We start from the raw sequence: 13,363 nt of genomic DNA on the forward strand, positions 1-13,363 counted from the left end.
AATGACTGTCGTGCGTTGGGGCCGCCGGGCGGTTCTGGGTGTGATGGGCGCTGCGGCCCTGGCGCTGGCCGGGACGCCCGCCGCCGAGGCGCAGGGGCTGGAGAAAACCTCCATCGGCGTGCTGGCGCTGGCCTCCTCCGGCCCGATCTTCATCGCCAAGTCGAAGGGCTATTTCGAGAAGGAAGGGCTGGACGTCGATCTGAAGATGTTCACCTCGGCCCAGCAGGTGCCGGTCGCGGTGGCCTCGGGCGACGTCGATTTCGGCGTCACCGGCCTGACGGCGGGCTTCTACAACCTGGCATCCAAGGGTGCCGTCACGATGATCGCGGCGCAGAGCCGCGACGAGCCGGGCTTCCAGCTCAGCGCCTATGTGGCGACCAAGGCGGCGCACGACGCCGGGCTGACCAAGCCGGCCGACCTCAAGGGCAAGCGCATCGCCATCACCACGGTCGGCTCGACCTTCCACTACATGGTCGGCCTGCTCGGCCAGAAGCACGGCTTCACGGTCAAGGACGTGACCATGGTGGCGATGCAGGACGTGCCGAAGATGGTCGCCGCCTTCAAGGGCGGTCAGGTCGACGCGGTGATCGCCCCGGTGACGGTGGCCCGCCAGCTCGCCGCCGAAGGCTCCGGCACCATCCTCGGCTGGGTCGGCGACGAGACGCCGTGGCAGCTCGGCGCCCTCTTCACCAGCCCGAAGACCGCCGCCCAGCGCCGCCCGCTGGCCGAGAAGTTCGTCAGCGCCTATCTGACCGGGCTGGCCGAGTACCACGCCGCCTTCAACGCCAAGGACGCGTCCGGCGCCGTGGTGAAGGGCCCCGGCTACGACGAGCTTCTGGCGATCATCGCCGAGGCGACGAAGCAGAAGCCCGAGGTCGTCGCCGCCGGCCTGCCCTACGTCGAGCCGAAGGGGAAGCTGCTGGTCGACGACATTGTCAACCAGGTGAAGTTCTGGCAGTCCGAGGGTCAGGTGGACAAGGCGCTGGACGCCAAGTCCGTCATGGACCTGACCTTCGTTAAGTGAGTTTGGCGTGAAGTAAGGACGGGTTTTTACCGCTTGCCCGGTCCGTAGACCTTCGGCTGGGAGAAGTTGATGTGGTCGAGAAGCTCCTGCGTCGGACAGCCGTCCACCGGGAGCTTCGCGGCCTTTTGGTAGGCGCGGATGGCGGAGCGGGTGTTGGGCCCGATCTTCCCGTCGATCACGCCGGGACGGAAGCCCTGCTCGGTCAGGGTCTTCTGGATGCCTTCGACATAGGCGAAGTACATGTCCGGCGTCATCGAGTCCGTCGGACAGGCGGCGTAGGCCGGCGCCGCGAAGGCCGTGGCGGCGAGGAAGGCGGCGAACAGGCTGCGGTTCATGGTCTCTCTCTGTTTCTTGTTGCGGAGATCAACAACGCAGAGGCCGCGTTTCTTCCCAAGGGATAAAAATAGGGGGAGGCGTTTGCCCCCTCCCCCGGCCCTCCCCCGCTGGCGCGGGAGAGGGAGATTGATTCCCTCCCTCGCTGACGGCGGGGGAGGGTTAGGGAGGGGGCAAACGCAACCTCACGCGGCCGCGTCGTCGCTCTGCCCCTTCAGGCGCGCGGCCAGCGCCGCTTCCAGGAACATGTCCAGGTCGCCGTCCAGCACCGCCTGGCTCTGCGAGGTCTCCACCTCGGTCCGCAGGTCCTTCACCATCTGGTAGGGGTGAAGGACGTAAGAGCGGATCTGGTGGCCCCAGCCGATGTCGCTCTTGGTCGCCTCAAGGGCGGCGGCGGCGTCCTCGCGGATCTTCAGCTCCCGCTCGTACAGGCGGGCGCGCAGCATGTCCCACGCCTTGGCGCGGTTCTTGTGCTGCGAGCGCTCCTGCTGGCAGGCCACCACGATGCCGGTGGGCAGGTGGGTGATGCGGATCGCCGAGTCCGTCTTGTTGACGTGCTGGCCACCGGCGCCCGACGCCCGGAAGGTGTCGATGCGGCAGTCCTTCTCGTTGATCTCGATGTTGATCTTGTCGTCGATCACCGGAGACACCGAGACGGCGGCGAAGCTGGTCTGGCGGCGCGCCTGACTGTCGAACGGGCTGATGCGCACCAGACGGTGCACGCCGGCCTCGGTCTTCAGCCAGCCATAGGCGTTGTGGCCGCTGATCTGCGCGGTGGCGGACTTGATGCCGGCCTCTTCACCGGGGCTCTCTTCGAGCCACTGCGTCTTGTAGCCGTGCTGTTCCGCCCAGCGGAGATACATGCGCATCAGCATCAGCGCCCAGTCCTGGGCCTCCGTGCCGCCGGCGCCGGCGTTCACCTCGATGAAGCAGTCGTTGGCGTCCGCCTCGCCCGAGAGCAGGCTCTCGATCTGGAGCTTCGCGGCGCGGTCGCGCAGCGCGTAGAGCTGGGCCTCGGCATCGGCGACCACGGTCGCGTCGCCCTCGGCCTCGCCCATCTCGATCAGTTCCAGGCTGTCGGACAGGTCGCGCTCAAGGGCGCGGTAGCCGTTCACCGAGGTTTCGAGCTGGGTGCGCTCGCGCATGATGGTCTGCGCGCGGGACGGGTCGTCCCACAGCTTGGGGTCTTCGGCGTGGGCGTTCAGTTCGTCGAGACGACGCAGCGCGTTATCCCAGTCAAAGATGCCTCCTCAGCAGCGCCAGCGATTCTCTAATCTCGCCGGCGGCCGCTTCGATCTCGGCCCGCATCGCAGTGCCTCCTCGTCAGCCAGAGTTGAACCAGTGTCTTGGCCCTTATGTAGCGGGTTGGCAGCGGCGTTGCACCCTCTTATTCCACAGGCGCTCCGGCTTCCGCGACGCTGGACCAGACCGGAACGGTAACCCGGCGGAGCACCACTCCGTCACCGGAGCGCCCGGCCAACCCACTCGGATGAAACCGTTTTCGCACCGCAAAACCACTTTCGCGGCGCGAATAAGTGGCAGCCCCCCGTGATAGCGTCACCGACGTTCGTGCCCGTCATTCGATGGGCGCGGGCTGTCGGCGCCCCCGTTTCCCCAACAACAAAAGCGTGGCCCCCCGATGAACTTCACCAGCCTGGGGTTCCTGCTGTTCATCACGGCCTTCACGGCGGGCTTCATGATGCTCGCCCGGACGCGGCTGTTCACGCCGCTGCTGCTGGTGTCCAGCTACATCTTCTACGGCTTCTGGGATTACCGCTTCTGTCTGCTGCTCGCCGGCACGACGCTGCTCGACTTCTATTGCGGCCTGCGCATCGCCGACGCGCCGAACCGGGCCACCGCCCGCATCTTCATGCAGATAAGTCTCGCCACCAATCTGGCGATCCTGTTCTTTTTCAAATACTTCAACTTCTTCATCGACAGCGCGCAGGTGGCGCTGGCCTCGCTCGGCCTCGACGTCGGGCACCGCACGCTGTCCATCATCCTGCCCGTCGGCATTTCCTTCTACACCTTCCAGAATCTCAGCTACACGCTGGACCTCTATCTCGGCCATCTGGAGAAGCCGGAGCGGTCGCTGCTGCGCTACGCGACCTTCGTCGCCTTCTTCCCGCAGCTCGTCGCCGGTCCGATCGTCCGGGCGCGCGACCTGCTGCCCCAGATCCAGAACGGCCCGCGCCACGATGTCAGCTTCGCCTTCCGCTTCGCCGGGCTGGAGAAGATCATCTGGGGCTATTTCCTCAAGCTCGGTCTGGCCGACAACGCCGCCGCCGTGGTCGACGCGCGCTTCGCCCAGCCGGAGTTCTTCAACGCGCTGAACCACGTCATCGGGCTGATCTGCTTCTCGTTGCAGATCTACGGCGACTTCGCCGGCTACTCGCTGATCGCGATCGGCCTGGCGCAGATCTTCGGCTATACGCTCTGCCAGAACTTCGCCCGCCCCTACTTCGCCATGGGCATGAAGGACTTCTGGCGGCGCTGGCACATCTCGCTGTCCACATGGTTCCGCGACTACGTTTACATCCCGATGGGTGGCGGGCGCACCCATTGGCTGCGCATCCGCAACCTGACCATTGTGATGCTGGTGTCCGGCCTGTGGCACGGCGCCGCCTGGACCTTCATCCTGTGGGGCGCCATGCACGCCACCCTGATGGCGGCGGAGGACGGCGTGCGCTGGCTGGCCAAGCGCAGCCCGCTGCGGCTGAGCGGCGCGCCGCTGATGGCCGGCAAGCTGCTGACGGTCGGGCTGGTCTTCCTCCTCATCACGCTGACCTGGCTGCCCTTCCGCGCCGACGACATGCACACGGTGCGGACCATCCTGGGCATCATCGCCGAGGGCGATTTCAGTCTGCCGCGCGGCATGCAGCAGATGAGCTATCTGGTCCGCGTCGCCCTGTTCGGCCTCGTCGTGCTGATGATCGACGCGATGATCGAGTTCGGCGCCGGACGCCGCTACGCCGGGGTCAACGTCGTGGTCCGCTCCGCCGGCTGCGCCACGCTGATCCTGATGCTCCTGCTCTTCGGCAATTTCGCCAACCGATCCTTCATCTATTTCCAGTTCTGAGGGAGCCCGAACCATGATCCGCCTTTTGGCCGCCGTCGGACTGATCCTGGGCATGGTGGTCGCCATGGACCGCGCGGTGGCGTCCTGGATGGGCGACACGCTCCTCCAGTCGTCGGACCGCTTCATGACCGTCTACCGCAACGGGCCGCCCGCCGATGTGGTGATCCTGGGCAACTCCCGCGCCGACAACCACTTCCCGGTGGAGGAGGTGCAGGCGCTGACCTGCGGCCGGGTGCTGAACCTGGGCATGGGCGGTGCCCCCACCACGGTCGGCGACCTGCTGTGGGAGGATTATCTGGACCGGCACGGCGCCCCCCGCCTGCTGCTGGTCGAGCCGACGAGCGTGGTCGACGATCCCAAGGCGCTCGCCGACCTGCCGCTGCTGGCCTACTACTCGGACCGGGTGGACGGCTTCATCCGGCAGGTCGACGCCACCATGTGGGCCTCCAACAAGCTGTTCAACACGCTGATCTTCAACAACAACCAGACGATCCGGCTGGCCTTCGACGGGTTGCACCCGACCGGCGACCGGACGCTGAGCGGCACCATGTCGCCTTTCCTCAAGGCCCAGCTCGAAAAGGCGCCCACGGAGCGGATGGAGGGCTTCCAGCCGAACTGGGACGCGCTGGACCGCATCATCGGCACGGCGCGGGAGAAGGGCACGCGGGTTGCCGTGGTCATCACGCCCTTCTTCCCCGGCTACATTGAGAAGGTGACCAACTTCGACGCCTTCTTCGAGGATCTGAAAGCCCGCCTGCCGCCCGACGTGCCGGTGATCGACACCCGCCGCGACGTCGAGGACGAAGCCCATTTCGTGGACGCCCTGCACATCAACCAGGAAGGAGTCCGGCTGATGCTGGCGCGGATGGAGGACCGGCTGCGCCCGCTCGCCGACTGCCCCACCGATACGGCACCCGCCGACGCCATCGCCCAGCTCCGCACGGACACCCACACCGCCGCACGGCCCTGAAACTCCGCACAAAGGAAAAGCCCCGCCTCCCGAACCGGGAAGCGGGGCTTTTCTTTTTCTTTGCCGAACCGACTTGGTCAGTAGAGGCCGCCGGTGCCCACCGTCGCCGCCGAGGGCGGAGCCGCCGGAGCGCCCCAGCCGCCCGGCTGCTGCTGGGCCGCCGGATCGCCGCCGGGCACCCCGCCGGTCCAGCCGCCGTCCGCGCCGTGGGCCGAACCGTCCAGCACCATCTGGGGCTGGTCGGGGTTCGGCTCGGTGCCGGGGATGAAGGCCTCCCAGATCGCCTTGCGCTCGCCCGGCTGGGCGAGGCGCCCGTTTTCCGGGTTGACGCGGACAAGGCGCAGGCCGCGCGGCACGCGGAACGGCGTCGCCGGCTGGTCCTTCAGCGCCACCTCCATCACGTCCTTGAACACCGGCACCGCCGCCGAGCCGCCGGTTTCGCGGGCGCCCAGCGAGCGCGGCTGGTCGAAGCCGATGTAGGTGCCGACGACGAGGTCGGGCGAGAAGCCCATGAACCACGCGTCGTGGCTGTCGTTGGTCGTGCCGGTCTTGCCGGCCAGCGGCTTGCCCAGCGACAGCAGCTTCGTCGCCGTTCCGCGCTGCACCACGCCCTCCAGCATGGAGACCATCTGGTAGACGGTGCGCGGGTCGTTCACCTGCTCCCGCGTGTCGGCGACGGCGGGAACGGTCAGCCCGTCGCTCCAGGCCACCTGGTTGCAGGCGGCGCAGGGACGCGTGTCGTGGCGGAAGATGGTCTTGCCGTTGCGGTCCTGCACCCGGTCGATGAAGGTCGGGCCGACCCGCTTGCCGCCGTTGGCCAGCATGGCGTAGGCGGTGGCGAGGCGCAGCACCGTCGTCTCACCCGCGCCGAGCGACATCGGCAGGTAGGGCTGGAGGTTGTCGGTGATGCCGAAATTCTCGGCCACCGCCTTCACCTTGTCCATGCCGACGGCCTGGGCCAGACGGACGGTCATGACGTTCCGCGACTTCTCGATGCCGGCGCGCAGCGGCGTCGGGCCGTAGAACTCGTGGCTGAAGTTCTCCGGCCGCCAGATCGGCTGGCCGTGGCCGGGGTCGTATTCGAACGGCGCGTCCATCACCAGCGAGGACGGGGTGAAGCCCTGGTTCAGCGCCGTCAGATAGACGAAGGGCTTGAAGGAGGAGCCCGGCTGCCGCATCGCCTGGGTGGCGCGGTTGAAGGAACTCATGTGCGGCGAGAAGCCGCCGACCATGGCGAGCACGCGGCCGGTGTGCGGGTCGAGCGCGACCAGACCGCCCTGCACCGCCGGGACCTGCCGCAGCGCGTAGGTGCCGGCGGGCGGCTCCTTGCCCTTCTCGTCCTTGCCGGCGGCCTCGACCAGGATCAGATCGCCCAGCTTGGCGACGTCGGAGGGGCGGCGGATCTCCGGGCCGAGCCGGTTGTCGTCGCGCTGCGCCCGCGCCCAGCGCAGCTCGGCCAGCGGCACGCGGCCGCGCGAGCCGTCCGGCAGGCCGATGTCGAGCGCCGCCGCCTCGTCGTCCTTCAGCACCACCGCCAGATGCCAGCCCTCGGAGCCGGGAGGCGGCGCCATGGAGGCGAGCTTCTTCGCCCAGTTGTCGAAATTCTCCATCTTGCCGACCGGCCCGCGGTAGCCGTGGCGGCGGTCATACTGCACCAGCCCGGTGCGCAGCGCCTTGGTCGCCGCCTGCTGGAGCACCGGGTCCATCGAGGCGCGGACCGACAGGCCGCCCTCGTAGAGCGCCTGCTCGCCGTAGAGCTTGACCAGCTCGCGCCGGACCTCCTCGGCGAAATACTCCGACGTCACATACTCCTGCTCGTCGCGCTTGCGCACGACCAGGGGCTTGGACTGGGCGATCTTGGCTTCCTCGGGGGTGATGTGCCCGTCCTCGGCCATGCGCCCGATCACCCAGTTGCGCCGCGCGATGGCGGCGTCGCGCTGGCGCTCCGGGTGGTAGTTGCTGGGCGCCTTGGGCAGGGCCGCCAGATAGGCCGCCTCCTCGATGTCCAGCTCGTCCAGCGCCTTGTTGAAGTAGTTCAGCGCCGCCGCCGCCACGCCGTAGGAGCGGTATCCCAGGAAGATCTCGTTCAGGTACAGCTCGAGGATGCGGTCCTTGCTGAAGGCCCGCTCGATGCGGACCGCCAGGATCGCCTCCTTGATCTTGCGCGAGAAGGACACCTCGTTGGTCAGCAGCATGTTCTTGGCGACCTGCTGCGTGATCGTCGAGGCGCCCATCGGCCGGCGGTCGCGGCCGAGATTCTCCACGTTGGTCAGGATGGCGCGGGCGATACCGACCGGGTCGATGCCCTTGTGGTCGTAGAAGTTCTTGTCCTCGGCGGACAGGAAGGCGTTGGTCACGCGCTTCGGCATGGCGTCGATGGGGACGAACACGCGCTTTTCCGACGCGAACTCCGCCAGCAGGCGTCCGTCGCCCGCATGGACGCGGGTGGTCACCGGCGGTTCGTAGTTGGCGAGCTTGGTGTAGTCCGGCAGTTCGTGATCGTAATGGTCCAGCATGTAGACCAGCCCCCCCACCCCGGCCAGGGCGAGGATCACGACGGCCATCAGGGCGGACAGAATAAAGCGCATGACGGTTCCCAGACAGGCATGGCGGCGGTCCCGCCGCCTTCGTCCGGGACAGAGACCGGGAAGACGCGGAACCATCCGATGGGCGGCATCCTACACCGCGAGGGGCGGCAGTCCGACTCCCTCGCAGCCATGTCAGGAAAATGTGACGGCCACAAGGCGCATGCAAGAAAGTGGTGACCGGAAGACGCGTATGCCCGCCCGCCTCCGCCCGCATGGCTCAAGATTGCCGGCGGTGCTTGGCGCGGCATCTCTTCGCTCTGCGGGCCTCAGCTCTTCTGCGCTCCGGTCAGCCATTTGAAGTAGGCGTCGATGGTGCGGACCATGCCGCGGCCCAGCTTCTCGCGGTGGGCCGACTTGCTCAGCAGGCTGACGTCCTGCGGGCTCGACAGATAGCCCATCTCGACCAGCGCGGACGGCATGTCCGGCGCGGTCAGCACGGCGAAGCCGGCCTGACGGTGCGGCTTGTTGGGGATCAGCTTGACCTCGCGGCCGAGATGCTCCAGCGCCATGTTGGCGAAGCGCTTGGAGTGGTTCATCGTGTCGCGCTGGGCGAGGTCGATCAGGATCGAGGCCACCAGATCGTTCTCGGACGACAGGTCCATGCCGGCCAGCGCGTCGGCCCGGTTCTCCTTGGCGGCCAGCATCTCCGCCTCGCGGTCGGACGCCCGATCGGACAGGGTGTAGATGGACAGGCCGCGCATGTTGGCGGAGCCGATGCTGTCGGCGTGCAGCGACAGGAACAGGTCGGCGTTGGCCTCCCGCGCGATGGCGACGCGGTCGCGCAGGCGGATGAACACGTCCTTGTCGCGGGTCAGCCGCACCCGGTAGCGGCCGCTGCCCTCCAGCTGGCGCTTCAGCTCCCGCGCCATCGCCAGCGTGATGTCCTTCTCGTAGACCCCGCCGACCCCGACCGCGCCGGGATCGACGCCGCCATGGCCGGGATCGACCACGACCATCGGCTTTTCCGGCACCGGCGCCGCCCGCGGCGGGACCGGCGGCGGCAGGGCCGCGGCGACCGGCACGATGGGGTCCCGCTTCGCCGGCGGGCGCGCCGCCTCGCGGCTCACCGACGCGGTGCTGGTGGTCGCGGCGACCGGGGCGGAGGCGGCGAACTGCGCCGGGGTGGTGCGGGCGATGTCGAGGACGAAGCGCGGCTTGAAGCCGTCGCGCGACGGGATGAGGTAGGACTCGACCACGCGCGCCGGGCCGTCGGTCTCCACCACGAGGCGGGAGGCGCCGCCGTCGCGCCCCTCGAAGCGGTAGCGGGCGACCACGCCCTTGCCCGCCATCACCGTGTTGCCGCCCGGCCAGCTCACGTCCGGCAGATCGACGACGACGCGGTAGGGCGAGCCGTGCACCGACACGGTGAAGGGCACCGAGTTGGTGAGTTCCAGAACCAGCCGCGTCTTGTCGGGATGCAGGCCGAGCCGCGCGTTCAGAACGGACACCCGCTCCTGCACCGGCGGCGGAAAGGGCAGCGCCGCGGTGGTCTGGGCCTGCGCCGGAGCGCACGGCAGGGCGACCGCCCCCAGAAGGGCGCCCAGCGCAGCGACAATCGCGAGCAATCGGGGCATCCGTTCCACCAGAAACCACAAACCGGCCCAAAATCACAAGCCGGCAGCCAGCGGTCAGCTATAGCGCAGCGAAATCAAGGCGCTCAACGGTGGTTTCCGGGGGCGTGGCGGAATTGTCGGCGAGGGTGCCGTTCATGCAACAGTGCCCTGCTTCGCCCCCATCCCGGCGGAATGCCGCCGAACCGGATGCGGTGGACCGCAACTTTCGCCGAATTCCACGTTGTGCATGGTTTCGTGCTTGTCTATGGTAGCTCTGCGACATACCGCGACCCACCAGCCCACTTTTCCGAGAGGTTTCTCTTTGGAGTGGCTGTGGGCGTCGCCCGCGGACCCCCACGGCCGAAATTTACATCATCGGGCGCGGTCCGGGGCGTGACGCTTATGGGTTGCCGGTGGATTGGGACGAAACCTCGAAGCTGGTGCCGGCCGCAAGGCCGTAACCCGGAGGCCGAAGCCCGACCCGTCCTGGCTGCTTCGTCAGCGCCGTTCGACGGGTTAGGGGCCGGTTCCGCAGGCTTCGCTCACAACGATGACGCGCCCTGGCGGCTTGTCCGTCGCGCGGGCGGCCTGGGGCGTCATGGGGATCTTGTATGGCCAAGCGCATGCTGGTGGACGCCACGCACCCGGAGGAAACCCGGGTCGCCGTGGTCAATGGAAACAGAACTCGAAGACCTCGACTTCGAGATCGCCTCCCGGAAGCAACTCAAGGGCAACATCTACCTTGCCAAGGTGACCCGGGTCGAGCCCTCGCTCCAGGCGGCCTTCGTGGAATATGGCGGGAACCGCCACGGCTTCCTCGCCTTCTCGGAAATCCACCCCGACTATTACCGCATCCCGATCGCCGACCGTGAGGCCCTGCTGGCCGAGGAGCGCCGGCTTGAGGAGCAGGCCGAGGCCCGCGCCGAGGCCGCCGCCGACGGCGCGGTGATGGCCGAGCCGATCCGCCCGGATGTGGTGGTCGAGGAAAACTCCCCGATGCCCGGCTCCTACGCGGAGGCCGAGGGCGACGGGTTCGAGGGCGACATCCCGGCCTTCGCCACCGACGCCGGTTCGGATGGCGGTTCGGACGAGGCCGCGGATTCGGACGAGGCTCCGGAAGGCGCCGCTCCGGCCGAGAGCCCGGACGTCATCGGCGGGGACGAGGTCGAGGAGGCCCACCGCCGCCGCGCCCGCCCGCTGCGCAGCTACAAGATCCAGGAAGTCATCAAGCGCCGGCAGGTCATGCTGGTCCAGGTGACCAAGGAGGAGCGCGGCAACAAGGGCGCGGCGCTGACCACCTACCTGTCGCTGCCGGGCCGCTACTGCGTGCTGATGCCCAACACGGGACGCGGCGGCGGGATTTCCCGCAAGATCACCAATCCCGCCGACCGCAAGCGCCTGAAGGAGATCCTGTCCGATCTCGACATTCCGGAAGGCATGGCGGTCATCCTGCGCACCGCGGGGCTCGAGCGCTCCAAGCAGGAAATCAAGCGCGACCTCGAATATCTGCTGCGCCTGTGGGACGACATCCGCGTCCAGACGCTGAAGTCCTCCGCGCCCTGCCTCATCTATGAGGAGGCGAACCTCATCAAGCGCTCGATCCGCGATCTCTACACCGACGACATCGACGAGATCTGGGTGGAGGGCAGCGCCGGCTTCAACACCGCGCGCGACTTCATGCGCATGATGATGCCGAGCCACAGCAAGCGCGTCATGCAGTACCAGGACGACACGATCCCGCTGTTCCACCGCTATCAGGTGGAAACGCAGATCGACGCGATCCACAGCCCGGTCGTGCAGCTCCGCTCCGGCGGCTACATCGTCATCAACCCGACCGAGGCGCTGGTTTCCATCGACGTCAACTCGGGCAAGTCGACGCGCGAGCGCAACATCGAGGAAACGGCCTACAAGACCAACCTCGAAGCCGCCGACGAGGTGGCGCGCCAGCTCCGCCTGCGCGACCTCGCGGGCCTCATCGTGATCGATTTCATCGACATGGAGGAGCCCCGCAACAACGCCGCGGTGGAGCGCCGCCTGAAGGAGGCGATGAAGAACGACCGGGCGCGCATCCAGCTCGGCCGCATCTCCGCCTTCGGCCTGCTGGAGCTGTCGCGCCAGCGCCTGCGCCCGTCGCTGCTGGAGACCAACTTCGAGCGCTGCCCGCACTGCTCCGGCACCGGCGTCATCCGCTCGGTGGAGTCCGCCTCGCTGCACGTTCTGCGCGCCATCGAGGAGGAGGGCATCCGCAAGCGGTCGTCGGAGATCACCGTCTTCGTGCCGACCCGCATCGCGCTCTACATCCTCAACCAGAAGCGCGGCGAGCTGACCAAGATCGAGGACCGCTACCGGTTCCGCGTCATGGTCCAGGCCGACGACACGCTGATCGCGCCGGACCTGCGGCTTGAGCGCGTGAAGGCCCGCACGCCGGAGGACGACGTGCCCCTGGTCAGCGCCGAGCGCGTCCTGGCCGAGACCGACCGCATCCTGGCCGCCGAGGCCGAGGAGGCCGAGGAGGAGGCGCCCGTCGTCGAGGCCGCCGAGGTCGCCGGGGCCGAGGTGACGGAGCGCGCCGACGCCGCCGGGGAGAGCGAGGGCGACCGCCGCCGCCGCCGCCGCCGCCGCCGTGGCCGCGGGCGTGACCGCGAGGACGGCCGCGCGCCGTTCGGCGCCGCCGAAGCGTCCGAAGGCGACGAGGGTGACGCCGAGGCCGATGCTGCCGACGCCGACGAGACGGCGGTCGACGAGGAGGCGATCGAGCGCGCCCAGATCGAGGCTCCGGAGTTCGTCATCAGCGACGTCGATGTCGGCCCCGCCCACATCGAGGATGACGAGGACGAGGACGCCGATCTGGCCGCCTCCGAGGCGGACGACGGTGCCGACGCGTTCGAGCCGAACGGCGATGGCGAGGGCAACGGAGAGCGCAAGAAGCGCCGCCGCGGCAAGCGCGGTGGTCGCCGGCGGTCCCGCCAGCGCGAGGGCCTGGAGGCCGGCGAGGGCATGCCCTCCGACGACACCGAGGGCGAGGCGGACGCCGAGTCCTTCCCGACCGCCGTCGAGGCCGGCCGCGCCGTCAACCCGCCGGAACTGCCGGCGGACATGGAGCCGGTCGAGTTCGACTGGGTCCTGACCAGCGCGGTGGCCGAGGAGAAGGTCGCCGAAGACGCTCCGGAAACCACGGTGGACACCGCCGAGGACGCCACCCCGGTGGCCGAGGAGGCTCCGGCCCGCAAGCCGCGCCGTGGCCGCGCCAAGGCGACCGCCGCCGAGGCCGCCGAAGCGGTGACGGCAAAGCCGGACGCGGCCCCCGCCAAGCCGAAGCGTGCCGCGAAGGGCGCCAAGGCCGCCGCGAAGGTTGCCGCTCCGGAGGAAGCCGCTCCGCCGCCGGCCAAGCCGTCGCGCAGCCGCAAGGCGAAGTCCGTGGCCGCCGAGGCGGCGCCCGCTCCGGCCCCGGTTGCGGCTCCGGTCGCCGAGGAGCCGAAGAAGCGTCCGGCGCGCAAGCGCAAGGCCGCAGCGGACGCTCCCGCCGAGGCCGCGCCCGCTCCGGCCCCGGTTGCGGCCTCGGTCGCCGAGGAGCCGAAGAAGCGCCCGGCGCGCAAGCGCAAGACCGCGGCGGACGCTCCCGCCGAGGCCGCGCCCGCTCCGGCGGTCAGCGAGGCGACCACCGCCCCGGCCGAAGAGCCGGCCAGCGCGCCCCCCGCTCCGGAGGCCAAGCCGCGCCGGGGCTGGTGGAACCGCTAAGCGCGCGCTTCATCGCCGTAAAGACTGGAAAAGGCGCCTCGCGGCGCCTTTTCCTTTTCCTGAGAACCGCGAAGGGTC

7 protein-coding genes and 1 pseudogene are annotated in these 13,363 nt (G+C 68.8%); 4 read left to right on the top strand and 4 right to left on the bottom strand.

Translation table 11 applies throughout. The features are described 5' to 3' along the window. Position 1 precedes the first annotated feature (1 nt). Entirely contained in the window at positions 2-1,024 is a 1,023-nt protein-coding gene (locus ACWPN5_RS14035; RefSeq protein WP_492295896.1) for an ABC transporter substrate-binding protein, read from the top strand. A gap of 26 nt (positions 1,025-1,050) precedes the next feature. On the opposite strand, the gene ACWPN5_RS14040 is transcribed toward ACWPN5_RS14035, so the two are convergent. Then, entirely contained in the window at positions 1,051-1,359 is a 309-nt protein-coding gene (locus tag ACWPN5_RS14040) for a peptidoglycan-binding domain-containing protein (protein ID WP_038526709.1), read from the bottom strand. 183 nt (positions 1,360-1,542) lie between these two features. Next, positions 1,543-2,665 (bottom strand): peptide chain release factor 2 gene (gene prfB, locus ACWPN5_RS14045; protein WP_104675338.1). Its coding sequence is split into 2 segments (ribosomal slippage): positions 1,543-2,595 and positions 2,597-2,665, totalling 1,122 coding nucleotides; the frame shifts between segments, so codons are not numbered across the junction. A 331-nt stretch (positions 2,666-2,996) separates the two neighbouring features. Between prfB and ACWPN5_RS14050 the strand changes: the two genes are divergently transcribed. Both ACWPN5_RS14050 and ACWPN5_RS14055 read left to right on the top strand, forming a co-directional pair. Beyond that, positions 2,997-4,436 (top strand): MBOAT family O-acyltransferase, encoded by a 1,440-nt coding sequence (locus ACWPN5_RS14050; protein ID WP_145681584.1) that lies wholly within the window; start codon positions 2,997-2,999, stop codon positions 4,434-4,436. A 13-nt stretch (positions 4,437-4,449) separates the two neighbouring features. Next, positions 4,450-5,406, top strand: coding sequence for an SGNH/GDSL hydrolase family protein (locus ACWPN5_RS14055; protein ID WP_492295900.1), 957 nt, complete (start codon positions 4,450-4,452; stop codon positions 5,404-5,406). A gap of 77 nt (positions 5,407-5,483) precedes the next feature. Here ACWPN5_RS14055 and ACWPN5_RS14060 read toward each other — a convergent pair whose 3' ends face one another. Continuing rightward, positions 5,484-7,994: a penicillin-binding protein 1A gene (locus tag ACWPN5_RS14060; protein WP_145681582.1), complete on the bottom strand. Its 2,511-nt coding sequence runs from the start codon at positions 7,992-7,994 to the stop codon at positions 5,484-5,486. Between the two features lie 266 nt (positions 7,995-8,260). Next, positions 8,261-9,559, bottom strand: a complete 1,299-nt coding sequence (locus tag ACWPN5_RS14065) for an N-acetylmuramoyl-L-alanine amidase (RefSeq protein ID WP_492295902.1) — start codon at positions 9,557-9,559, stop codon at positions 8,261-8,263. A 599-nt stretch (positions 9,560-10,158) separates the two neighbouring features. On the opposite strand from ACWPN5_RS14065, the pseudogene ACWPN5_RS14070 reads away from it, so the two are divergent. Then, positions 10,159-13,285: pseudogene (locus ACWPN5_RS14070) on the top strand (Rne/Rng family ribonuclease). Positions 13,286-13,363: the final 78 nt, after the last annotated feature.

The sequence above is a fragment of the Azospirillum sp. UENF 211521 genome (assembly GCF_058780535.1).

Bases quoted from the DNA above. Each gene is read 5' to 3' on its own strand.
- ACWPN5_RS14035 (WP_492295896.1), top strand. From the start codon at position 2: ATGACTGTCGTGCGTTGGGGCCGCCGGGCGGTTCTGGGTGTGATGGGC.
- ACWPN5_RS14040 (WP_038526709.1), bottom strand. From the start codon at position 1,359: ATGAACCGCAGCCTGTTCGCCGCCTTCCTCGCCGCCACGGCCTTCGCG.
- ACWPN5_RS14050 (WP_145681584.1), top strand. From the start codon at position 2,997: ATGAACTTCACCAGCCTGGGGTTCCTGCTGTTCATCACGGCCTTCACG.
- ACWPN5_RS14055 (WP_492295900.1), top strand. From the start codon at position 4,450: ATGATCCGCCTTTTGGCCGCCGTCGGACTGATCCTGGGCATGGTGGTC.
- ACWPN5_RS14060 (WP_145681582.1), bottom strand. From the start codon at position 7,994: ATGCGCTTTATTCTGTCCGCCCTGATGGCCGTCGTGATCCTCGCCCTG.